Source organism: Rhodococcus sp. NPDC019647, from assembly GCF_044389235.1.
Classification (GTDB): Bacteria; Actinomycetota; Actinomycetes; order Mycobacteriales; family Mycobacteriaceae; genus Rhodococcus_F; species Rhodococcus_F oxybenzonivorans.
Genome location: NZ_JBIRXS010000009.1, coordinates 1 through 22,957, shown reverse-complemented (window position 1 = coordinate 22,957; position 22,957 = coordinate 1). Strand labels below are relative to the sequence as shown.

The window sequence follows — 22,957 nt, the reverse complement described above, 5'->3', positions numbered from 1 at the left end:
TGTCGATTAGCCGACGAGGTGCGCAAATGTTACCCTTGACCCAACGACCGCCTTCGGATTTTGTCGGGGGCAGCAAGTGGAGTCCGACTCCCACCTCTGCGCGGCAGTGAAACTGCAGTTCAGTGGTCCGGTCACCTGCTTCGAGGCGAGCCTCGATTCAGGTTCCTCACGCGAGGAGATGGTGGAGCGGCGCAAGCCGTGAGATTGTCTGATCGGTCGACATCGGGCCCCGCATGGTGAATTCTCACCGCAGCGGGGCTTTTTTGTTGGGAATCCGGGCGTACGGGCTGCTGGCGGTCTCGAGACCAGACCGTTCAACCTAGGAGGCCCCATCAGCACTGAGACCCGCATCAACGATCGCATCCGAGTTCCCGAGGTCCGCCTCGTCGGACCCGGAGGTGAACAGGTTGGCATCGTGCGTGTTGAAGATGCACTCCGCTTGGCCCTCGAGGCCGATCTCGACCTGGTCGAGGTGGCCCCCGACGCTCGCCCGCCGGTCTGCAAGATCATGGACTACGGCAAGTTCAAGTACGAGGCAGCGCAGAAGGCGCGTGAGTCGCGGAAGAACCAGCAGCTCACGGTCATCAAGGAGCAGAAGCTCCGTCCGAAGATCGACGATCACGACTACGAGACCAAGAAGCGGAATGTCGTTCGCTTCCTCGAGGCCGGGTCGAAGGTCAAGGTCACCATCATGTTCCGTGGACGTGAGCAGTCGCGGCCGGAACTCGGCTTCCGGTTGCTGCAGCGTCTCGGTGCAGACGTTGCCGATCTCGGGTTCGTCGAGACGTCCGCCAAGCAGGACGGCCGGAACATGACGATGGTGCTCGCTCCGCACAAGGGCGCGAAGACACGCGTCAAGGCGCAGGAAAGCGCAGCAGCGCCTCCGGCTCAGCGTGCAGTTCCGGCGCCGGCCGAACAGGCGCCGTCGGAGCCGGCGGGCGGAAGTGCGCCCGGCGAAGCGCCCACCAGCTAGTCCGACTCCACCAGCACGATCCGGATGTTCAGATCCGGAAACACAGAACTGAGGACTCCATGCCCAAGTCGAAGACCCACAGCGGCACCGCGAAGCGATTCAAGGTGTCCGGCACCGGAAAGATCCTGCGCCAGAAGGCCGGTCGCCGCCACTTGCTCGAGCACAAGCCCACCAAGGTGACTCGTCGCCTCGATGGCACGGCTGTCGTCAGCAAGGCTGACACCCCGCGCATCAAGCGCCTGCTCGACATCTGAGTCGACACCCCTTTTACTGACCACCCGGGGCAGCTAGCTGCCCCAAGATTGACAGGATTTTTCAGTGGCACGCGTAAAGAGGGCGGTAAACGCCCAGAAGAAGCGTCGTTCGATTCTCGAAGCCTCCAGCGGCTACCGCGGACAGCGCTCACGTCTGTACCGCAAGGCCAAGGAACAGCAGCTCCACTCGCTGACGTACGCCTACCGTGACCGTCGTGCGCGCAAGGGCGACTTCCGCAAGCTGTGGATCACGCGTATCAACGCTGCTGCACGTGCGAACGACATCACGTACAACCGTCTGATCCAGGGTCTGCGTCTTGCCGAGATCGAGGTGGACCGTAAGAACCTGGCCGAGCTCGCCGTGTCGGACGCCGCTGCGTTCGCCGGTCTCGTGGCTCTTGCCAAGGCAGCGCTCCCGGCTGATGTGAACGCTCCGGCCGGAGAAGCAGCCTGAGTCTCGCACCCCGCAGTTCAGCAGACCGGAAACGACCCGTGGACCCGCTCACCGAGCGCACCCCGCGGGTCGTTTCTGCTGTGAAGCTCCTGCGTGCGGCGGAACGGCGCAAGGCAGGGCGCTTCCTCGTGGAGGGGGAGAACGCGGTGGGGGAGGCCCTGGGTACCCGCGCCGTGCACGATCTGTTCTACACCGAGGACGCGCTGCAGCGGTACGCCGAGTTGATCGGCCGGGCCGAGACCATCGGAGTTCGGACGGCGCTGGTGACGGACCGGGCGGTGCGTGGTCTCAGCGACACGGTCACTCCACCCGGACTGGTCGCCGTCTGTGACCTCCTCGACGTTCCGCTGTCGGAGGCGGTGGGTCCAGGCACGCGGCTACTTGCGGTCCCGGTCGCGGTGGCAGAACCGGGCAATGCAGGGACAGTTATCCGGGTAGCCGATGCGGTGGGTGCAGACGCTGCCATTCTGGCGGGCGACAGCGTCGACCCGCACAACGGGAAGTGCGTTCGCGCGTCCGCGGGCAGCTTGTTCCATCTTCCGCTGGTGCGTGAACGGAATACGGCTCTTGTTCTGGACGCGATCAGCGCGGCAGGCATTCAGTTGCTGGCCACCGCGGCGGACGGTGAAGTAGACCTCGACGACGCCGACGACCTGTTGTCGCGTCCGACGGCGTGGTTGTTCGGGAACGAGGCCCACGGCCTCGATGTGAACGTGGCGGCGAGGGCGGATCACCGGGTGCGCATCCCGATCCACGGCCGTGCCGAGAGCCTGAATCTGGCGACCGCGGCAGCTATCTGCCTGTACTCGAGTGCACGAGTCCAGAACAGCACGCGAACCGACAGCTGAAACGGAAATTTTCGATCGCATAGGATTCTCCCGAGGGGCCGTTTCGGCTCGTCGAGAGTCTGCCGAGAAGAACTGAAGGAGTGGCACCGGTCGTGGCTAAAAAAGAGGGCGCTGCGTCACCCGAGGTCGATGCGAGTGCGCTCACCGAAGAGGCCTTGACTGCGGCAGCGGAAAACGCCGAGAAAGCATTCTCCGCCGCCGCGAACCTGGACGACCTTGCCAAGGCGAAAGTCGACCACTTGGGGGACAAGTCGCCCATCGCCCTCGCTCGCCGTGGACTCGGAGCCCTTCCGGGTAAGGAGAAGGCCGACGCAGGGAAGCGCGTCAACGTCGCCCGCACCCGGATCAGCGCGGCTTTCGACGATCGGCGCGCCGTTCTGCTGGCCGAACGTGATGCTGCAGTGCTCGTCGCCGAGGCCATCGACGTCACGTTGCCGTCGCAGCGTCAGCCGGTAGGGGCCCGGCACCCGATCAGCATCATCTCCGAACAGGTCGCGGACGTGTTCGTGGGCATGGGGTGGGAGGTCGCCGAAGGGCCGGAAGTAGAAACCGAGCACTTCAACTTCGACGCGCTCAACTTCCTTCCCGACCATCCCGCGCGGACGATGCAGGACACCTTCCACATCGCCCCGGAGGGGTCGCGTCAGGTACTGCGCACGCATACGTCGCCGGTTCAGGTGCGCACGATGCTCTCCCGGGAACTTCCCATCTATGTGGTCTGCCCCGGACGAACCTTCCGCACCGACGAACTCGACGCCACGCACACCCCTGTCTTCAATCAGGTTGAGGGCCTCGCCGTCGACAAGGGCCTCACGATGGCCCACCTGCGGGGCACGCTCGACGCCTTCGCCCGGGCGCTGTTCGGCTCGGACACCCGAACCCGGATGCGTCCCAACTACTTCCCCTTCACGGAACCCTCCGCGGAGGTGGATGTCTGGTTCCCGAACAAGAAGGGCGGCGCCGGTTGGGTCGAGTGGGGTGGCTGCGGGATGGTCAACCCGAACGTGTTGCGCGCCTGCGGGATCGACCCCGACGTGTACAGCGGCTTCGCGTTCGGTATGGGTCTCGAACGCACGCTGCAGTTCCGGAACGGCATCCCGGACATGCGCGACATCGTCGAGGGTGACGTGCGGTTCACGCTGCCCTTCGGCGTCCAGGGCTGAGCGCGATCGCGCCGCATCCGTCCACAGTCACGACATTTCACGAACGAGAGAGCTGAGCAGACGTGCGAGTAGCGCAATCCTGGCTGACCGAGATCCTGCAGCGTGCCACCCCGGAGTGGGGCGTCACCGCGGAGGAGTTGGACGCGGGCTTCGTCCGCGTCGGTCTCGAGGTGGAGGAGGTCGATCGCCTCGAGGCCGTCGACGGCCCGCTCGTCGTCGGCAAGGTTGTCGAGATCACCGAGCTCACTGAGTTCAAGAAGCCCATCCGCTTCTGCAAAGTCGACGTCGGTCGACCGGAACCGCAGGGCATCGTGTGCGGTGCCCGTAACTTCGCGGAGGGCGATCTGGTGATCGTCGCACTTCCCGGCGCAGTGCTTCCGGGCGGCTTCGCGATTGCGTCCCGCAAGACGTACGGGCAGGTTTCCGACGGAATGATCTGCTCGGTGGCCGAACTCGGCATCGGCAAGGACCACTCGGGAATTCTGGTACTCGAGCCGGGGGCCGCGGCTCCGGGTGCCGACGCGAATGCTCTGCTGGGTCTGGACGACACCATCATCGAGCTGAACATCACGCCGGACCGTGGTTACTGCTTCTCGGTGCGCGGGCTGACCCGTGAACTCGCGTGTGGGTTCGATCTCGAGTACCTCGACCCTGCGGTGGTGCCTGCATATCCCGCCGAGGGCGAGGCATGGCCCGTGCGCGTCGACCCCGACACGCAGGCCACCCGGTTCGCCGCACGGCGGGTCACGGGTATCGATCCGACGGCGGCCAGCCCGTGGTGGCTGCAGCGACGCCTGTTGCTGTCGGGGGTCCGGCCTATTTCGCCGGCCGTCGACGTCACCAACTACGTGTTGCTCGAGTTGGGTCAGCCACTACACGCGTTCGATGCCGCAAAGATCAGCGGCGACCTCGTGGTGCGCCGAGCGGTGGACGGCGAGAAATTGACCACCCTGGACGAGGTCGAGCGGGTCCTCGACCCCGAGGACGTCGTCATCGCCGACGACTCCGGCGTCATCTCTCTCGCCGGTGTCATGGGTGGAGCGACCACCGAGGTCAACTCCGCGAGCACCGACATCCTCCTCGAAGCGGCCACCTGGAATCCGCTTGCGGTGTTCAAGACGGCACGTCGGCACAAGTTGTCCAGCGAGGCGAGCAAGCGATTCGAGCGCGTGGTCGACCCTCGGATCCCTGTGGCCGCCCTCGACCGCGCGGCGTCGTTACTGGTCGAGATCGCCGGCGGACGCATCGAGCCGGTCCTCACCGATGTCGGTGGGGTCACCGGCACAGCGCCGATCCGGATGGACATCGACCTGCCGGACCGCGTCGCCGGGGTGACCTACCCGAACGGCACGGCGGCACGCAGGCTGACGCAGATCGGTTGCGACGTCGAAGTCGGCGTCAGCGACGGTGGGCAAGGGCAGTTGGTGGCCACCCCGCCCTCGTGGCGGCCCGACCTCGTCCAGCCCGCCGACCTCGTCGAGGAGGTACTGCGTCTCGAGGGGCTCGAGCAGATCCCGTCGGTGCTTCCCGCGGCGCCTGCCGGCCGCGGATTGACACCCGCCCAGCGCCGCAAGCGCGCCGTCGGCAGGGCGCTCGCCTTCTCCGGATACGTCGAGGTGCTTCCGCCGGTATTCCTTCCCGCTGCCGTCTTCGACTCGTGGGGACTGGACCCGGAAGATCCGCGCCGAAACACCGTCAGGGTGCTCAACCCGCTCGAGTCGGACCGCCCGGAGTTGGCGACGACCCTGTTGCCCGGGCTCCTCGAGGTTCTTGCTCGCAACGTCTCCCGCGGCCAGCGCGACCTGTCGCTTTTCGGCATCGCGCAGGTCGTGTTGCCCGGTCCCGACACGAAGCCGGTCGGTGTCCTCCCGGTCGATCGCCGGCCGACGGACGACGAGATTGCCGAGTTGCTGCAGTCGCTGCCGGCGCAGCCGGTACACGTCGGAGCCGTGCTCACCGGGATGCGCGAACCGAGCGGACCCTGGGGCCCGGGTCGCCCCGCCGAAGCGAGTGATGCATTCGCTGCCGCTCGCGCAGTCGCGTCCGCAGCAGGAGTCGAACTCGAGTTCCGCGCGACGCAGTATCTACCGTGGCACCCGGGACGCGGCGCGGAGTTGTTGCTCGACGGGGTCGTCGTCGGGCATGCCGGTGAGCTTCACCCCGCTGTCCTCGAGCGGGCAGGGTTGCCGCCGCGCACGTGCGCTGTCGAAATCGACCTCGACACCCTTCCACTCGTGGAGAATCTTCCCGCCCCGAAGGTGTCGCCATTCCCTGCTGTGCTGCAGGACGTCGCGGTCGTCGTCGATGCCACCGTGCCCGCGGCCACCGTGCAAGAGGCTCTGCGTTCGGGTGGCGGTGAACTTCTCGAGGACATCCGTCTGTTCGACGTCTTCGAGGGGGACCAGGTCGGGCCCGGAAGGAAGTCGCTCGCCTTCGCACTCCGGTTCCGCGGAGCGGACCGCACGCTGACCGAGGACGAGGCGAGTGCAGCCCGCGACGCTGCGGTCGCGGCCGCCGCAGCCTCGGTGGGTGCCGAATTGCGCAGCTGACCCGTAGCCTGGGAACCACAGCGGGGGCGTGAGGAGCGGGACAGATGGCCGAAGTGCGCGACGTCGTAGCAGCGGCGAGTGAGCTGACCGACGCCGAGTTCCTCGCGGTGGTGCGGGCAGTCGCCGCCGGTCGCCCCGGCCTCGGGGCACTCCTCGCCGCCGTCGACGTCGGAAGCGCGGTCCCGACGGAAGACCCCGTCACCGCGGAGATCGTGCCGGACACCACTCCGCGGTTGCCCGAGCCCGACTACACCGCGGGGGGCGTCCCGACGTTCGATCGTGTGCGGGATCGGATCGAGGAGCGGGTCGGTACGGCGATCGGGTCGGCGGAACTAGCGCACGAAAGCCCGTCCGGCCGATCGGTGGACGAACAGTGGGAAGCGCGGAAGAAAGCCGGCAAGGCCAAACTGGATGAGATCAGGCGGTCACTCGGCAAGCAGTGACCGATCACGGCTCGGGGTCACCCAGACGTGAATTAGCTTGCATGATGATGCATAATCAATCGTATGACTGAGCACGCGGGAAAACCGATCAGGATTGCCGTCGCCGGCGCGAGCGGATACGCCGGAGGCGAGGTGTTGCGTCTGCTGCTGGGGCACCCGTCCTACGCCGACGGGTCCCTCCTCATCGGCGCGCTCACCGCCGGCGGTAGCGCCGGATCGAGTCTCGGCTCACATCACCCGCATCTCCTCCCGCTCGCCGACCGCATTCTCGAGGACACCACAGTCGAGACTCTCAGCGGCCACGATGTCGTCTTCCTCGGTTTGCCCCACGGCAATTCGGCGCAATACGCGAAGGCCCTGCCCGAATCCACCGTGATCATCGACTGCGGCGCCGACTTCCGGCTCTCCGACGCCGACGACTGGGAGCGGTACTACAAGAGCCCACATGCCGGCAGCTGGCCCTACGGACTTCCCGAGCTACCCGGTGCGCGCGAAAAGCTCACCGGAGCGACACGGATCGCCGTGCCCGGCTGCTTCCCGACGGTGTCGAGCCTGGCGCTGGCCCCCGCCGTCGCGGCCGGTGTCGTGGAACCACGTGTCACGATCGTCGCGGTCACCGGGGCGTCCGGTGCGGGCCGCGCACCCAAGGCGGATCTACTCGGCTCCGAGGTGATGGGCTCGGTGCGCGCCTATGGAGTCGGCGGCGTACACCGGCACACTCCGGAGATCATTCAGAACCTGTCCGCACTCGCAGGTGAACGGGTCACCGTGTCGTTCACCCCGGTGCTGGCGCCGATGCCCCGCGGCATCCTCGCCACGTGCACGGCAGTGACCACCGCATCCGAGGACGAGATTCGGGCAATCTACGAAAAGGCGTACGCCGACGAACCTTTCGTGCACGTGCTTCCGGCGGGAATGCTGCCGCAGACGGGCGCGGTCACCGGGTCCAACGCCGTTCAGATCGCTGTCGCAGTCGATGCGGACGCCGGTCAGCTCGTCGTCGTCGCCGTGATCGACAATTTGACCAAGGGCACGGCCGGAGGGGCCGTGCAATCGATGAATCTCGCGCTCGGGTTACCCGAGACCGCCGGGCTTTCGACAGTGGGAGTCGCACCGTGAGCAACGACAGAATCGACACCGCCTACACCCGCGACATCGCGGGCGGCAAACTCGTCCGCACCCAAGGGGTGTCCGGTCCGGCCGGGTTCCGGGCGTCGGGGATCAAGGCGGGCATCAAGGCCAACGGAAACGCCGATCTCGCGCTCGTGCTCAACGAAGGTCCCGAGCTCGCAGCTGCGGGGGTGTTCACCACCAACAAGGTCAAGGCGGCCCCGGTGCTGTGGTCACAGCAAGTCCTGACGACGGGCCGGCTGCGCGCAGTCGTACTCAACTCCGGTGGGGCCAACGCTTGTACGGGCGCGGGCGGATTCCAGGACACGCACAGGACGGCCGAGGAAGTCGCGTCCGCGCTCAGTAACTGGGGAACCGAGACCGGCGCGGTCGAGGTCGCGGTGTGCTCGACGGGTCTGATCGGCGACCGGCTGCCCATGGACAAGCTTCTTCCCGGCGTCACCGAGGCGGTGCACGAACTGGCCGGCGGCATCTCGGGTGGCACGGACGCGGCCTACGCCATCATGACCACCGACACCGTTCCGAAACAGTCGGCCTTGCACCACGCTGACAAGTGGAATGTCGGCGGGATGGCGAAGGGCGCCGGCATGCTCGCCCCCGCGCTGGCCACCATGCTCTGCGTCATCACCACCGATGCGGTGGCCACCGCCGCCCAACTCGATGCGGCTCTGCGTGCGGCCACCCGCGTGACTTTCGACCGCCTCGATGTCGACGGTGCGACGTCGACCAACGACACTGTGCTGCTCTTGGCGTCGGGTGCGAGCAACGTCGCCCCCAGCCAGGCGGAACTCGATGCCGCGGTCACCGCGGTGTGTGACGACCTCGCCGACCAGATGATGGCCGACGCGGAGGGAGTCACCAAGCGGGTGCGCGTCACCGTCCGTGGAGCCGCGAGCGAGAACGACGCCCTGATCGGTGCCCGAACCGTGGCCCGCGACAGCCTCGTCAAGACGGCAATCTTCGGCTCCGACCCCAACTGGGGGCGTGTGCTCGCCGCCATCGGTATCGCACCGATCGAGTTGGACCCGGACAAGATCGCGGTTTCGTTCAATGGGTCCCCGGTCTGTATCGACGGGGTCGGTGCGCCCGGCGCCCGTGACGTGGATCTGAGCGGTGTCGACATCGCCCTCGACATCGACTTGGGTGTCGGCGCGCATGCCGTGACCATCCGGACCACGGACCTCTCACACGCCTACGTCGAAGAGAACTCGGCGTACTCGTCATGACCCCGGGCAGCGAAACACTGGTCGGAATCACCGATCACCAGAAGGCACACGTGCTCGCCGAGGCCCTGCCGTGGCTGCAGCAGTTCCGTGGCAAGGTCGTGGTCGTGAAGTACGGCGGCAACGCCATGATCGACGACGCACTGAAGACGGCGTTCGCGGCCGACATGGCGTTTCTCCGCACGGTGGGAATCCACCCGGTCGTCGTGCACGGCGGCGGACCTCAGATCAATGCCATGCTCGCCAAGCTCGGAATGACCGGCGAATTCAAGGGTGGATTCCGGGTCACCACGCCCGAGGTGATGGACGTGGTACGGATGGTGTTGTTCGGCCAGGTCGGCCGCGAACTCGTGGGCCTGATCAATGCGCACGGGCCCTACGCGGTCGGCATTTCCGGCGAGGACGCCCATCTGTTCACTGCGACCAAGCGCACCGTGATGGTCGACGGGAATCCCACCGACATCGGCCTCGTCGGTGACGTCACGACGGTCAGTCCGGACGCGGTGCTCGACCTGATCCATGCCGGCCGGATACCGGTGGTCTCCACCATCGCGCCCGATTCGGACGGCGTCGTGCACAACATCAACGCCGACACGGCGGCAGCGGCGCTCGCCGAGGCAATCGGTGCCGAGAAGCTGGTCGTCCTTACCGACGTCGAGGGGCTGTACACCAACTGGCCGGATCGGGATTCGCTGGCCACGCAGATCGACGCTGCGGCGCTGGCCCAGCTCTTGCCGAGTCTCGACGCCGGAATGGTGCCGAAGATGGAGGCCTGCCTCCGGGCTGTCCGCGGCGGTGTACCCACCGCGCACGTGATCGACGGGCGCATCCCACATTCGGTGCTGCTCGAACTCTTCACCGGTGAGGGCATCGGAACCATGGTGACCCCGACACCGTCGTCATCTACCGAGGGAGTTGTGTCATGACCGGAACTCCGGAACTTCAGCAGCGGTGGTCGGGCGCGCTGATGAACACGTACGGCGTCCCCCGGGTCGCGCTTACGGGCGGCCGTGGCGCGGTGCTGACGGACGCAGAGGGTAAGCAGTACGTGGACCTTCTCGCCGGCATCGCTGTCAACATCCTCGGACACGCGCATCCGGCGATCATCGAGGCGGTCACCCACCAGCTGTCGACGCTGGGACATGTGTCCAACCTCTATGCCAGCGAACCCGCGATCGCCCTGGCGGAGGAATTGCTCTCGCACCTGGGCGCACCCGGCCGGGTCTTCCTGTGCAATTCGGGGACCGAGGCCAACGAGGCGGCTTTCAAGCTCGCCCGCGCGACAGGTCGCTCCAAGATCATCGCCGCGGAGAACTCCTTCCACGGCCGCACCATGGGCGCGCTGGCGCTCACCGGGCAGGCAGCCAAGCGTGCCCCGTTCGAGCCGATGCCGCCCGGTGTCGAGCACGTGCCGTACGGCGATCTCGATGCGCTGGACCGCGCCGTCGACGAAGACACCGCGGCGGTCTTCCTCGAACCCATGATGGGTGAGGGCGGCGTCGTCGTTCCTCCGGAGGGGTATCTGGTCGGTGCAAGGAAGATCACCGCGGACCGCGGTGCGCTGCTGGTGCTCGACGAGGTGCAGACCGGGATCGGCCGGACCGGTTGGTTCTATGCCCATCAGTCCGTCGGCATCATTCCCGACGTCATGACGCTGGCAAAGGGACTCGGTGGGGGAATGCCGATCGGCGCCTGTATCGCCACGGGCGCGACCGCAGATCTGTTCGGTCCCGGTAAACACGGCACCACCTTCGGCGGGAACCCGGTGTGCGCGTCCGCGGCGCTCGCCGTGCTCCGCACGATCGCCGAGGAAGACCTCGTCTCCCGCGCCGACGCACTGGGGAAGTCGCTGTCTGCGGGTATCGAGGGGCTCGGACACCCCTTGGTCGACCACGTCCGCGGCGCCGGGTTGCTGCTCGGCATCGTCCTCACCCGGGACGTCGCACCCGCAGTGGAGAACGCGGCGCGCGAGGCCGGTTACCTGCTCAATGCTGCACAGCCCGGTGTCATCCGGTTGGCTCCACCGCTGGTGCTGACCGACGATCAGGCCGAAGGCTTCGTTGCGGCACTGCCCGCAATCCTCGACAACGCGCAATCGGCCGCTCAGCCGGGAAAGCAGTGACGATCGTGGTGAAACACTTCCTACGGGACGACGACCTGACCCCTGCCCAGCAGGCCGAGGTTCTCGACCTCGCAGCCCGGCTCAAGAAGGATCCCTTCGCGGAGCGCCCGCTCGAAGGCCCGCGCGGTGTCGGCGTCATCTTCGAAAAGAACTCCACCCGTACCCGGTTTTCGTTCGAGATGGGCATCGCCCAACTGGGCGGCCACGCCGTGGTGGTCGACGGACGCAGCACCCAGCTCGGCCGCGAGGAGACACTCCAGGACACCGGCCGGGTGCTGTCGAGGTACGTCGACGCAGTCGTCTGGCGGACGTTCGGGCAGAAGCGCCTGGAGTCGATGGCCTCCGGGGCGAGCATTCCGATCGTGAACGCCCTGTCCGACGAGTTCCATCCCTGTCAGGTCTTGGCCGACCTCCAGACACTGGCCGAGCGGAAGGGATCGTTGAAGGGTCTGAAACTGACCTACCTCGGGGACGGCGCCAACAACATGGCCCACTCCCTCATGCTCGGCGGAGTCACCGCGGGCGTCGACGTCACGATCGCCAGCCCGGACGGATTCGCGCCGTTGCCGTGGGTAGTCGAGGTGGCGCGGGCACGCGCGGCCGAGACCGGTGCCACGATCACGCTTACGGGCGATGCGCACTCGGCGGTCGCGGGCGCGGACGCACTCGTGACCGACACGTGGACGTCGATGGGACAGGAGAACGATGGGCTCGACAGAGTCGGACCGTTCCGCCCTTTCCAGGTCGACGAGGCACTGCTCGCGCGAGCCGATTCCGAAGCTGTGGTTCTGCACTGCCTTCCCGCCCACCGCGGGGAGGAGATCACCGACGCTGTGCTCGACGGACCGCAGAGCGTGGTGTGGGACGAGGCCGAGAACCGGCTTCACGCGCAGAAGGCGCTTCTGGTGTGGCTTCTCGCACAACGATCCGGGGATCGTCCGTGAGTCCGGTTCCGCCACATCGAGTGGGTGCCACCAACGCGGCGACCGCGCCGACGCGGGCAGGGCGTCAGGCCCGGATCGTGGCGATCCTCTCGACCAACCCGGTCCGCAGCCAGACCGAGCTCGCGTCCCTGCTGGCCGCCGAAGGGATCGACGCCACCCAGGCCACGCTCTCCCGTGACCTCGAAGAACTCGGGGCCGTCAAGCTGCGCGCGGCCGACGGTGGCGCCGGCGTGTACGTGGTACCCGAGGACGGGAACCCGGTGCGCGGAGTCTCGGGCGGAACGGACAGATTGGCGCGATTGCTGGGGGAGTTGCTGGTGTCCACGGACTCGAGTGGCAACCTGGCGGTGCTGCGAACGCCTCCCGGGGCGGCGCACTATCTGGCGAGTGCACTCGATCGGGCATCATTACCTGACGTCGTGGGAACCGTAGCCGGCGACGACACCCTTCTCGTGGTGGCCCGTGAGCCGCTGACCGGGGCGGAACTCGCGGCGAAGATCGAATCCCTCGCCTGACAACTGAATCATCTCTACAGATCTTCAACCTAAGGAGCACAAGGACCATGGCCGATCGCGTCGTACTCGCCTACTCGGGCGGGCTGGACACCTCAGTCGCCATCAGCTGGATCGGCAAGGAGACGGGCAAGGAAGTTGTTGCTGTCGCCATCGATCTCGGCCAGGGCGGCGAGGACATGGAGGTCGTGCGCCAGCGTGCGCTCGACTGCGGCGCGGTCGAGTCGGTCGTGGTGGATGCACGGGACGAATTCGCCGACGAGTACTGCCTCCCGACCATCCAGGCCAACGCCCTGTACATGGATCGTTACCCCCTGGTGTCGGCCATCAGCCGCCCGTTGATCGTCAAGCATCTCGTCGACGCGGCCCGCGCCTACGGCGGCACCACCGTCGCGCACGGCTGCACCGGCAAGGGCAACGACCAGGTCCGCTTCGAGGTCGGGTTCGGTTCGCTGGCCCCTGACCTCGACGTGATCGCTCCCGTTCGCGACTATGCCTGGACCCGTGAGAAGGCCATCGCGTTCGCCGAGGAGAACGAGATCCCGATCAATGTCTCGAAGAAGTCCCCGTTCTCGATCGATCAGAACGTGTGGGGCCGCGCGGTCGAGACCGGCTTCCTCGAGGATCTGTGGAATGCACCGACCAAGGACGTCTACGACTACACCCAGGACCCGACCGTCAACTGGCAGGCCCCGGACGAACTGATCATCAGCTTCGAGGAAGGCCGCCCCGTCGCGATCGACGGCAAGCCGGTGTCGGTCCTCGAAGCGATCCAGGAACTGAACCGTCGCGCCGGCGCTCAGGGGGTCGGTCGCCTCGACGTCGTGGAAGACCGGCTGGTGGGCATCAAGAGCCGCGAAATCTACGAGGCTCCGGGCGCCATGGTGCTGATCAATGCGCACCAGGAACTCGAGCACGTCACGCAGGAACGCGAACTCGGCCGCTACAAGCGGCAGACGGAGCAGCGCTGGAGCGAGCTGGTGTACGACGGCCTGTGGTTCTCGCCGCTGAAGGTGGCACTGGACACTTTCATCGCGAAGACCCAGGAGCGCGTCTCGGGTGACATCCGCCTGGTTCTGCACGGCGGCGCGATCATCGTCAACGGCCGCCGGAGCAACCAGTCGCTCTACGACTTCAACCTGGCCACCTACGACGAGGGCGACACCTTCGACCAGTCGTTCGCCAAGGGGTTCGTGCAGATCCACGGTCTGTCCTCGAAGGTCGCCGCGAAGCGCGATCTGGGCCTGTAGGCATGACGGCGCACGGCACCAACGAAGGTGCGTTGTGGGGCGGTCGGTTCGAGTCCGGACCCGCCGCCGCCATGGCGGCCCTGAGCAAGTCGACCCACTTCGATTGGGTTCTCGCACCGTATGACGTGCGGGCGTCGCAGGCGCACGCACGGGTCCTGCACAAGGCGGGACTGCTCAGTGCCGAGGACCTCACGACGATGCTGGGTGGGCTGGACAGCCTGGCAGCCGATGTGGCGAGCGGAACATTCGGTCCGAGTGAATCCGACGAGGACGTGCACGGCGCCCTCGAACGGGGCCTGATCGATCGGGTCGGCCCGGAAGTCGGGGGACGCCTGCGGGCGGGTCGCTCACGGAATGATCAAGTGGCGACGCTGTTTCGCATGTGGTTGCGGGATGCGGTCCGCCGGGTCGCGGCCGGGGTGTTGGACGTCGTGGATGCGCTCGCGACGCAGGCGGCCGCGCATCCGTCCGCGGTGATGCCCGGCAAGACGCACCTGCAGGCCGCGCAGCCGGTTCTGCTGGCACATCATCTGCTGGCGCACACGCACCCCTTGCTGCGAGACGTGCAGCGCCTGCGGGACTTCGACGTGCGAGCCGCGGTGTCCCCGTACGGATCGGGGGCGCTCGCCGGGTCCTCACTCGGACTCGACCCCGAGGCGATCGCCGCGGAACTCGCGTTCGACTCTTCGGCCGAGAACTCGATCGACGCGACGTCGTCGCGGGACTTTGCGGCCGAGGCCGCGTTCGTGCTCGCGATGATCGGCGTGGATCTGTCGCGGATGGCGGAGGAGGTCATCCTCTGGAGCACTCCGGAATTCGGCTACATCACGCTGGCCGATGCCTGGTCGACGGGTTCGTCGATCATGCCGCAGAAAAAGAATCCGGACGTGTCCGAGCTGACTCGCGGAAAGTCGGGCAGGCTGATCGGCAACCTGACGGGTCTGCTGGCCACGTTGAAGGCGCAGCCGCTCGCTTACAACAGGGACCTGCAGGAAGACAAGGAACCGGTTTTCGATTCGGTGGCACAACTCGAGATGCTGCTGCCTGCGATCACCGGGCTGATTTCGACTCTCGAGTTCCACACCGACCGGATGGCGGAATTGGCGCCCGCCGGTTTCACGCTGGCCACGGATATCGCCGAGTGGCTGGTACGCCAGGGCGTACCGTTCCGCGTCGCCCATGAGGCGGCGGGTGCCTGCGTGCGTGTCGCCGAGGCACGAGGTGTCGGCCTCGAGGATCTCACCGAGGAGGAACTGGCAGCAGTCGATCCTTCCCTGACGCCGGACGTTCGGGAGGTGCTCACGGTCGAGGGCTCGATTGCGTCGCGCAACGCCCGCGGTGGCACGGCCGGTATCCGGGTAGCCGAGCAGTTGGGTGGTGTTCGCCGACTCTCCGAGTCCATGCGGGAATGGTGCCGGTGATGCCTCCGTCGTCGACCCTCCAATAGGGCAGTGTGACGCGTCGGGCGCAGTAGGGTGAGGGCGGCGGCAGTGAGACGTACGTCGCGGTTCGAGAGTCTGGGAGAGTATTCGTGGGTTTTTCTACCGAAACGGTAAAGGGCCCGATCCGTCGGGTAGTGGCGACGGCGCAGAACGGTTTGGAGGTAGTCCGCCTCGGCGGACTCGAGACAGACCTGACCACCTCGCCGTTCGAGGTGGTCGAACGGCGGCCTATGTATCGACTCCGGCGATACTTCCCCGACACCGACCCGGCGGAGGTCGGCCCTCCCATCGTGCTGGTGCCGCCGATGATGATGTCGGCCGACGTCTACGACGTGACCCGCGATCAGGGCGCCGTGGGCATCCTGCACAGAATGGGGATCGATCCCTGGGTTGTCGACTTCGGGTCGCCGGACACCGAAGAGGGGGGATGGGACAGAAATCTCGCCGATCACATCGTCGCGATCAGCGAGATCATCGACAAGGTCCGTGCCCACACCGGCCGCGACGTCCATCTCTCGGGGTATTCGCAGGGTGGCATGTTCGCCTACCAGGCGGCTGCTTACCGCCGCAGTCGCAACATTGCGAGTCTGATCACCTTCGGCAGCCCCGTGGACACTCTGGCCGGTCTGCCGTTCGGAATTCCCGCCGGATTTGCCAGCGACGCAGCCGCTTTCCTCGCGGACCATGTGTTCAACCGTCTCGCGGTGTCCGGGTGGATGGCGCGCACCGGTTTTCAGCTCCTCGACCCGGTGAAGACCCTCAAGTCCCGTCTCGAATTTCTTCGGCAGCTGCACGACAGGGAGGCGCTCCTCCCACGGGAACAACAGCGCCGGTTTCTCGCGACCGAGGGATGGGTTGCCTGGTCGGGTCCCGCAGTGGCGGAGCTGCTCAAGCAGTTCATCGTCCACAACCGGATGATGACCGGCGGTTTCGTCATCAAGGACCGCGTCGTGTCACTCGCCGAGCTCACCTGCCCGATCATGGCGTTCGTCGGTGAAGTCGACGACATTGGGCAGCCGCTGGCGGTCCGCGGGATTCGCCGGGCCGCACCGCGTGCCAATGTGTACGAATCTACTTTGAGGGTAGGGCATTTCGGGCTCGTGGTCGGTTCAGCGGCGGCCGCGCACACATGGCCGACCACCGGTGAATGGGTGCGGTGGAAGGAGGGTATGGGGCCAAAACCGTCGACTGTGGATCTCATGCGGTACGACGAACACTTCGGCAGCGAGACCGGAGTGTCGATCAGCGATCGCATCATCCACACGGTGGCCTCGGTCGCGGAAGTCGGTGTGGGGGTCGGCAAGGGGATCACAGGATTCGCCTCGGGAGCGGTTCGCGGCACAGTGGAACTGTCCGGTGAGGCCACGCGCGCTCTTCCGCGTCTCGCGCGTCTCGGCCAGATGCAACCGCACACTCAGGTCTCCCTCAGCCGGCTTCTGGCGGAGCAGCGTCGGAAGGCGCCGAACGGTGAGTGCTTCCTCTTCGACAACCGGGTACATACCTACGAGGCGGTGAACCAGCGGATCGACAATGTCGTTCGCGGATTGATGTCCGCCGGCGTGCGGCCCGCTGCACACGTCGGTGTGGTCATGGAAACCCGGCCGAGTGCGCTGGCTGTCATCGCGGCGCTGTCCCGGCTCGGCGCCGTGGCAGTTCTCCTTCCTCCGGGCCGCGAAATCCACACCGCTATCCGGATCGACGGCGTCGAACGCATCGTCACCGACCCCGAGAATCTCGACGCCGCCCTCGCCACCGGGATGCAGGTTCTCGTCCTCGGTGGGGGAGACCTCCGCAGTCTCGATGTCGAGCCCGGGTCGAACGTCGTCGATCTCGAGCAGATCGACCCGGAGTCCGTCGCTCTGCCAGGCTGGTACCGGCCCGACCCCGGGCTGGCACGAGAGCTGGCCTTCATCATCTGCAGTGAATCCAACGGGCACTGGGAGACCAAGCAGATCACCAACTACCGGTGGGCGCTGTCTGCCTTCGGTACCGCCTCGGCCGCTGATCTCGATCGCGGCGACACGGTGTATTGCATTGCTCCCCTGCATCATTCATCCAGTCTCCTCGCGGCAGTGGGGGGAGCGGTGGCGGGCGGCTCACGTATCGCCCTGTCGAAGGGCCTCGACGCCGAGCGCTTCACCGAGGAGGTCCAGCGTTACGGCGTGACCGTCGTCAGCTACACGTGGACGATGATGCGTGAAATCCTCGATGCGGAAAGCCTCGATCTGCTCGGTAACTACCCGATCCGCCTGTTCCTCGGTTCCGGTATGCCACAGGGGTTGTGGCGGCGCACCACCGAGTGCTTCGCGCCCGCGAAGGTGCTGGAGTTCTACGCGTCGACCGAAGGTGATGTCGTTCTCGCGAACGTCGCAGGCGCCAAGATCGGGTGCAAAGGCAGGCCGTTGCCGGGTAGCGCCGAGGTGCGACTGGCCGCATACGACCCGATCTCCGGACGTCTGCTCGAAGACGACCGGGGCTTCGTCCGCGAATGTGCGGACAACGAGGTCGGTCTACTCCTCGGCAAGGCGGGCGTGCACGGTGAAATGTCCGGTGTGGCCATGCGGGGCATCTTCGCTGCCGGCGACGCGTGGATCGCGACGGAAAACCTCTTTCGCCGCGATGCAGACGGTGACTACTGGCTGGTCGATCACAAGAAGACCGTCATCACCACCGCCCGAGGACCTGTGTTCACGCAACCGATCGTGGACGCCCTGGCGGCCGTCGACAGGATCGACCTGGCCGTGGCCTACGGTATCGAGGTCGGCGGCAGCACGTTGGCGGTTGCGGCCTTCACCCTCCGCGACGGACGCCCGCCACGGCTGGCCGATGTGGCGGAGGCCATCGAAGCACTCCCGTTCGGGTGGCGTCCCGACATCGTCCATGCGGTGGACACCATTCCGCTGGGCTCGTCGTTCCGCCCCAATGCCGACGGTCTGAGTGCGGCAGGTTTGCCGAAGCCGGGCACCCGCGTCTGGTATCTCGACGCGACCTCACAGGAGTACAAACGGCTGACGAAAGCAGTAGCAGCGCAGTTCCACGACGGCTCGGCCGGCATGCCCGCTGGTGCGCGGTAACCTGAGGCTGCTCACCCGAACGGTTGGAGAGGACATCCGTGGTTATTGATCCGACACTGCTCAGCATTCTGGCGTGCCCGCAGGACAAGGGCCCGCTCCTGCTGGTCGGAGACGAGTTGCTCTACAACCCTCGACTTCGGCGCGCCTATCCCATCGAGAACGGGATCCCGGTCCTCCTCATCGACGAGGCGCGGGACGTGGATGCCGAGGAGCACGAGCAGCTGGTCGCCCGGGCATCTGCGCAGTCGTGATCGCGGCGCGTTGAATCAGCCCGGCACGGGTCCGGTGAGATAGCGCTGGAGCGTCGGCGCTATCACGTCGACCAGATCCTCGATCGGGAGAGAAGCGAGGGGTTCGAACTCGAGGATGTACCGGGTCACCAGAATCCCTACCATCTGCGACGCCACCAGCTGCATACGCAGGATCCCGGTTCCGGGTGGCTCGTCGACTCTCGGGCCGAGGTCACGAAATACCACTTCCACGAGGAAGGTTCGGATCAGGGTCGGTTCGTTTCCCGCCATCGCGGAACGGAACGCCGCGACAACTGCCGGTCGGTGCGGTGACTCCCAGACCGAGAAGACAGCTTCCGCGAGATGGCGCCCGACCTCGTCGGTCGGGATGTCGAGGACCGGTGCAATCACCTGGGTGGGGTCGACGGGAATGTCGACGGAGTCCAGGAACAGCTGGCGTTTGGTCCCGAAGTAGTGATGCACGAGCGCCGCATCGACGCCTGCGCTCAGGGCGACTGCACGCACACTCGTTTTGTCGAAACCATTCTGTGCGAACAGCTTTCGTGCGACTGCCAGTATCCGAGATCGAGTGTCCTGATTTCCGGGTCTGCGGCCCGAACGCGTTCGTGCGCGTGGTGCCGTCATGGTGTGCGACGCCTCAGTGTGGCGGCTCCGAGCGACAGCGCGAGTAGTGCGAAGGCGGCGACCACGGTGAGATCGCGCCACATGATTCCGGTGGTACCCGGGTGGGTCGCGACCTGTTGGAGCGCTTCGACGGCGTAGCTCAGGGGCAGGACGTTGCTGATCCATTCGAGCCAGGTGGGGAGCTGATCGCGGGGGACGAGCAGCCCGCACAGGAACAGTTGGGGAACCACGATGACGGGCATGAACTGCACGGCCTGGAACTCGGTGCGGGCGAAGGCGCTGCACAGGAGACCGAGCGCAACACCGAGAATCGCGTTCAGTACCGCGATCAGCAGAACCCAGCTCACGCTGCCTTCGGTGTCGAGACCGAGTAAGCCGAATGCGACGGCGCAGGCCAGTGCGGCTTGTGCGGCGGCTGCCGTGGAAAAGGCTGCCGCGTAGCCGCCGAGAAGGTCCAGTTTGCCCAGTGGTGTCGTGAGGAGGCGTTCCAGGGTTCCCGACGTGCGTTCGCGTTGCATCGCAATCGACGTGACGAGGAACATCACCACGAAGGGAAGGATGCCGAGCATCGTGATCGCGACCCGCTCGAAAAGCGATTGTTGGCCGGGGGCCGCCGGCACGTTCTGGTACAGGAAATACAGCAACACCATCAGCAGGCTCGGTACCACGAGGATCATGGCGACCGTGCGATGGTCGGCCCGCAACTGTGCGAGTATCCGACCTGCCGTCGCGAGGAAGATTCTGGCGTTCATCAGTTTTCACTTCCCACCTGTGATGTGCGGATCAAGGTCAAGAAGGCGTCTTCTAGGCTCGACTCACCGGTCTGGCGGCGCAGGCCGGTGGGAGATTCCTGCGCGAGTACGTGCCCGTCGCGCATCAGGAGCAGTGAATCGCAGTGTTCGGCCTCGTCCATCACATGGCTGGACACCAGGAGGGTCGTTCCTCCGGCAGCGAGGGCCTCGAACCGCTCCCACAGTTCGACACGAAGCAACGGATCGAGGCCGACGGTGGGCTCGTCGAGTACGAGGATCTCCGGGTCCGCGACCAGTGCGCAGGCGAGTGAAGCTCGTCCGAGTTGGCCCCCGGAGAGGTCCGCTGCTTTCTGGCCGGCGAACCGGGTGAGTCCGACAGCGTCGATCGCGTCGGTGACCGCACCTGCCGGCCGGCCGTAGAGCGCGGCGTAGTAAGCGACGTTCTTCTTGACGGTGAGGTCGGTGTACACGCTCGGTGTTTGGGTGACGTACCCCACTCGGCTCCGTAGCGAGACCGAACCAGCGGGCGATCCCAGGACGGTGACGGAACCGGACTCCACGATTTGAGTACCGACCACGCACCGCATCAGTGTCGTTTTGCCGCACCCGGAAGGACCGAGAAGTCCGGTGATGGACCCGCCCGGTACTTGCACGTCGACGCCGTGCAAGACCTCGTGCTTTCCTCGCCGTACGCGGAGATCCCGGATGTCGATCGCAGGGCTGCCGTTCATGGCGTGCCTCAATTCATCACTGGGTGAATTCACTGCCTGATGAATTATGCGTCCACGGAGAGCTGTGCGTCAACGGTTGGGCACAATCGGAGGGTGACTGTCGATCGACTTGCCGAGGCCCACCCCACCGAAGCCGCAAGAATCGTGCTGGGGTCCACCTTGATCGTCGCGGACGTACGCCTTCGCATCGTCGAGGTCGAGGCGTACGGCGGAGAAGCCGAGGGACCATGGCCGGACCCGGCATCGCACTCGTATCGGGGGAAGACGCCGCGGAACGCGGTGATGTTCGGCCCTGCCGGACACCTGTACGTGTACCGCAGCTACGGAATGCACTTCTGCATGAATGTGTCGTACGGGCCGGTCGGGACGGCCGGCGGAGTGCTTCTGCGCGCAGGTGAAATCCTCGACGGTGCGGAGACTGTCCGTGCACGACGATCGCGGGTCACCCGGCCCGCTGATTTCGCGCGCGGTCCCGGGAACTTGGGGTCGGCCACCGGCGTCACCCTCGCCGACAATGGTGCGCCGCTGTTCGCGGCTGATTCACCGATCCGGCTCGAGATCACCGAGTCGGAAGGATGGGTGAGTGGTCCCCGGGTGGGGGTCAGCGCGGCCGCTGACCGGCCGTGGCGTTTCTGGATTCCCGAGTCCGCTGCCGTGTCGGCCTATCGGAGAAGCCCGCGTGCGATGCCCGTCGACGAGCGGATGGGATGATCGATCACGTGACTGAGAACATCATCGATGAACTGACCTGGCGCGGGCTGATCGCTCAATCAACCGATCTGGACGCATTGCGTCGTGATCTCGACGCCGGACCGGTCACGCTGTATGCGGGGTTCGACCCGACTGGACCCAGTCTGCACGCCGGGCACCTGGTACCTCTGCTCGCGCTCAAACGGTTCCAGCGCGCAGGGCACCGGCCAGTGGTCCTGGCAGGTGGCGCGACGGGACTCATCGGTGACCCGCGTGATGTCGGTGAACGGACAATGAACTCCTCCGACACGGTGGCCGCGTGGGCCGATCGCATCCGCGGCCAACTCGAACGGTTCGTCGACTTCGACGATTCCCCCAGCGGCGCCGTCGTCGAGAACAATATGAACTGGACCGGGAAGCTGTCGGCGATCGACTTCCTCCGAGATGTCGGCAAGCACTTCTCGGTCAACGTCATGCTGGCGCGGGACACGGTGAAACGCAGGCTCGAATCCGACGGCATGTCCTACACGGAGTTCAGCTACATGCTGCTCCAGGCCAACGACTACCTCCATCTGCGCCGTAGCCACGGGTGCACGTTGCAGGTGGGCGGGTCGGATCAGTGGGGCAACATCATCGCCGGTGTCGACCTGAACCGCCGTATCGACGCCGCGACGGTGCACGGACTCACCGTTCCGTTGGTGACCTCCGCCGACGGTAGGAAGTTCGGCAAGTCGACCGGTGGTGGGAGCCTGTGGCTCGATCCCGAGATGACGAGCCCCTACGCCTGGTACCAGTACTTCGTGAACACGAGCGACGCCGATGTCGTGAAATACCTGCGATGGTTCACCTTCCTTTCGCCGGAGGAGCTTGCGGAGCTCGAGGCGGCGACAGTTGAACGTCCGCATGCTCGCGAGGCCCAGCGGAGGCTGGCAGCGGAAATGACAACTCTGGTCCACGGAGAAGCGAACACCCACGCCGTGGAGCTGGCTAGCAAGGCACTGTTCGGCAGGGGTGAATTGCGGGATCTCGACGAACCGACGCTGGCTGCGGCGCTCCGCGAAGCGGCGGTCGCAGAGTTGGCGCCCGGGTCGCCTGCCAGCATCGTGGATCTGCTCGTGCTCAGTGGGCTGTGCGAGAGCAAGGGCGCTGCCCGCCGTGCGGTGAAGGAAGGCGGCGCGTCGGTGAACAACACCAAGATCAGCAGCGAGGAGTGGACCCCCTCGGGCGACGATCTTCTCCATGGAACCTGGCTCGTGATTCGGCGCGGTAAACGGCACTTCGCCGGCATCCAGGTGGTTGCGGGCTAGGGTGCCCGGCATCACACCGTTGTAAGTTCGGGACGTGATCCGCAGGTGGCTGACGCTGTGCGCGTTCCACCTGCGGATTTAACGCGCCGGACTTTTCCGAACTGGGGATTTGACGCTCCGTTATCCGTCGCGTAACTTATTCCAAGTCAGAGCGACACGGACACCGACCCCGGCCGGAAGGCGGGGGACACGAGGTTGGACGAAGGCGCCTGAACTTCCC

Annotated in this window: 22 protein-coding genes; 19 read left to right on the top strand and 3 right to left on the bottom strand. The window is 66.1% G+C overall.

The features are described 5' to 3' along the window. Positions 1 to 331 precede the first annotated feature (331 nt). The 17 genes from infC (at position 332) to ACH49N_RS18235 (ending at position 18,633) form a co-directional block, all read left to right on the top strand. A complete protein-coding gene (infC, locus tag ACH49N_RS18315; protein WP_159927154.1) occupies positions 332 to 973 on the top strand; it encodes a translation initiation factor IF-3 in 642 nt (213 codons plus the stop codon). Between the two features lie 59 nt (positions 974 to 1,032). Next, positions 1,033 to 1,227 carry a 50S ribosomal protein L35 gene (rpmI, locus tag ACH49N_RS18310; protein ID WP_109329424.1) on the top strand — a complete coding sequence of 65 codons (195 nt, stop codon included), beginning with the start codon at positions 1,033 to 1,035 and terminating at the stop codon, positions 1,225 to 1,227. Positions 1,228 to 1,291: 64 nt separating this feature from the next. Next, the gene (rplT, locus tag ACH49N_RS18305; protein WP_005247385.1) at positions 1,292 to 1,681 is read left to right on the top strand and encodes a 50S ribosomal protein L20; all 390 of its coding nucleotides are present in this window, start codon (positions 1,292 to 1,294) and stop codon (positions 1,679 to 1,681) included. 38 nt (positions 1,682 to 1,719) lie between these two features. Beyond that, the gene (locus ACH49N_RS18300) at positions 1,720 to 2,529 is read left to right on the top strand and encodes an RNA methyltransferase (RefSeq protein WP_358273933.1); all 810 of its coding nucleotides are present in this window, start codon (positions 1,720 to 1,722) and stop codon (positions 2,527 to 2,529) included. 92 nt (positions 2,530 to 2,621) lie between these two features. After that, a complete protein-coding gene (pheS, locus tag ACH49N_RS18295; protein WP_358273935.1) occupies positions 2,622 to 3,692 on the top strand; it encodes a phenylalanine--tRNA ligase subunit alpha in 1,071 nt (356 codons plus the stop codon). Positions 3,693 to 3,754: 62 nt separating this feature from the next. Beyond that, the gene (pheT, locus tag ACH49N_RS18290) at positions 3,755 to 6,241 is read left to right on the top strand and encodes a phenylalanine--tRNA ligase subunit beta (protein ID WP_358273937.1); all 2,487 of its coding nucleotides are present in this window, start codon (positions 3,755 to 3,757) and stop codon (positions 6,239 to 6,241) included. Between the two features lie 44 nt (positions 6,242 to 6,285). Then, positions 6,286 to 6,684 (top strand): hypothetical protein, encoded by a 399-nt coding sequence (locus ACH49N_RS18285; protein ID WP_213572332.1) that lies wholly within the window; start codon positions 6,286 to 6,288, stop codon positions 6,682 to 6,684. A gap of 63 nt (positions 6,685 to 6,747) precedes the next feature. After that, on the top strand, positions 6,748 to 7,803 hold the full coding sequence (gene argC / locus ACH49N_RS18280; RefSeq protein WP_159921889.1) for an N-acetyl-gamma-glutamyl-phosphate reductase: 1,056 nt from the start codon (positions 6,748 to 6,750) through the stop codon (positions 7,801 to 7,803). Then, a complete protein-coding gene (argJ, locus tag ACH49N_RS18275) occupies positions 7,800 to 9,041 on the top strand; it encodes a bifunctional glutamate N-acetyltransferase/amino-acid acetyltransferase ArgJ (RefSeq protein ID WP_201453568.1) in 1,242 nt (413 codons plus the stop codon). Before argC ends, argJ begins: the two co-directional genes overlap by 4 nt. Beyond that, on the top strand, positions 9,038 to 9,964 hold the full coding sequence (gene argB, locus ACH49N_RS18270) for an acetylglutamate kinase (RefSeq protein WP_109329429.1): 927 nt from the start codon (positions 9,038 to 9,040) through the stop codon (positions 9,962 to 9,964). The genes argJ and argB overlap by 4 nt, the downstream gene beginning before the upstream one ends. Further along, positions 9,961 to 11,160 (top strand): acetylornithine transaminase, encoded by a 1,200-nt coding sequence (locus tag ACH49N_RS18265; RefSeq protein WP_159921891.1) that lies wholly within the window; start codon positions 9,961 to 9,963, stop codon positions 11,158 to 11,160. The genes argB and ACH49N_RS18265 overlap by 4 nt, the downstream gene beginning before the upstream one ends. Next, positions 11,157 to 12,104 carry an ornithine carbamoyltransferase gene (gene argF / locus ACH49N_RS18260; protein WP_317768209.1) on the top strand — a complete coding sequence of 316 codons (948 nt, stop codon included), beginning with the start codon at positions 11,157 to 11,159 and terminating at the stop codon, positions 12,102 to 12,104. Before ACH49N_RS18265 ends, argF begins: the two co-directional genes overlap by 4 nt. After that, entirely contained in the window at positions 12,101 to 12,619 is a 519-nt protein-coding gene (locus ACH49N_RS18255) for an arginine repressor (RefSeq protein ID WP_230990167.1), read from the top strand. The genes argF and ACH49N_RS18255 overlap by 4 nt, the downstream gene beginning before the upstream one ends. Positions 12,620 to 12,666: 47 nt before the next feature. Next, the gene (locus tag ACH49N_RS18250) at positions 12,667 to 13,866 is read left to right on the top strand and encodes an argininosuccinate synthase (protein ID WP_109329432.1); all 1,200 of its coding nucleotides are present in this window, start codon (positions 12,667 to 12,669) and stop codon (positions 13,864 to 13,866) included. 2 nt (positions 13,867 to 13,868) lie between these two features. Further along, positions 13,869 to 15,287 carry an argininosuccinate lyase gene (gene argH, locus ACH49N_RS18245; RefSeq protein ID WP_358273940.1) on the top strand — a complete coding sequence of 473 codons (1,419 nt, stop codon included), beginning with the start codon at positions 13,869 to 13,871 and terminating at the stop codon, positions 15,285 to 15,287. Between the two features lie 110 nt (positions 15,288 to 15,397). Continuing rightward, the gene (locus tag ACH49N_RS18240; RefSeq protein ID WP_358273942.1) at positions 15,398 to 18,382 is read left to right on the top strand and encodes an acyl-CoA synthetase; all 2,985 of its coding nucleotides are present in this window, start codon (positions 15,398 to 15,400) and stop codon (positions 18,380 to 18,382) included. Between the two features lie 38 nt (positions 18,383 to 18,420). Next, positions 18,421 to 18,633 carry a Trm112 family protein gene (locus tag ACH49N_RS18235; protein WP_109329435.1) on the top strand — a complete coding sequence of 71 codons (213 nt, stop codon included), beginning with the start codon at positions 18,421 to 18,423 and terminating at the stop codon, positions 18,631 to 18,633. Between the two features lie 15 nt (positions 18,634 to 18,648). Here the strand turns inward: ACH49N_RS18235 and ACH49N_RS18230 are convergent, their stop codons facing one another. The 3 genes from ACH49N_RS18230 to ACH49N_RS18220 are packed head-to-tail and all read right to left on the bottom strand — an operon-like array spanning position 18,649 to position 20,740. Further along, positions 18,649 to 19,257 (bottom strand): TetR/AcrR family transcriptional regulator, encoded by a 609-nt coding sequence (locus ACH49N_RS18230; protein WP_109329436.1) that lies wholly within the window; start codon positions 19,255 to 19,257, stop codon positions 18,649 to 18,651. Beyond that, complete coding sequence (locus ACH49N_RS18225; RefSeq protein WP_250774378.1) at positions 19,254 to 20,009, bottom strand: ABC transporter permease; 756 nt, start codon at positions 20,007 to 20,009, stop codon at positions 19,254 to 19,256. The genes ACH49N_RS18230 and ACH49N_RS18225 overlap by 4 nt, the downstream gene beginning before the upstream one ends. Then, the gene (locus ACH49N_RS18220) at positions 20,009 to 20,740 is read right to left on the bottom strand and encodes an ABC transporter ATP-binding protein (RefSeq protein ID WP_358273943.1); all 732 of its coding nucleotides are present in this window, start codon (positions 20,738 to 20,740) and stop codon (positions 20,009 to 20,011) included. The genes ACH49N_RS18225 and ACH49N_RS18220 overlap by 1 nt, the downstream gene beginning before the upstream one ends. 39 nt (positions 20,741 to 20,779) lie before the next feature. Here ACH49N_RS18220 and ACH49N_RS18215 point away from each other — a divergent pair, with 39 nt between their 5' ends. Together ACH49N_RS18215 and tyrS are read left to right on the top strand one after the other, a co-directional pair. Continuing rightward, the gene (locus ACH49N_RS18215) at positions 20,780 to 21,451 is read left to right on the top strand and encodes a DNA-3-methyladenine glycosylase (protein ID WP_213572326.1); all 672 of its coding nucleotides are present in this window, start codon (positions 20,780 to 20,782) and stop codon (positions 21,449 to 21,451) included. A gap of 8 nt (positions 21,452 to 21,459) precedes the next feature. Continuing rightward, positions 21,460 to 22,737, top strand: coding sequence for a tyrosine--tRNA ligase (tyrS, locus tag ACH49N_RS18210; RefSeq protein ID WP_358273945.1), 1,278 nt, complete (start codon positions 21,460 to 21,462; stop codon positions 22,735 to 22,737). Positions 22,738 to 22,957 lie beyond the last annotated feature (220 nt).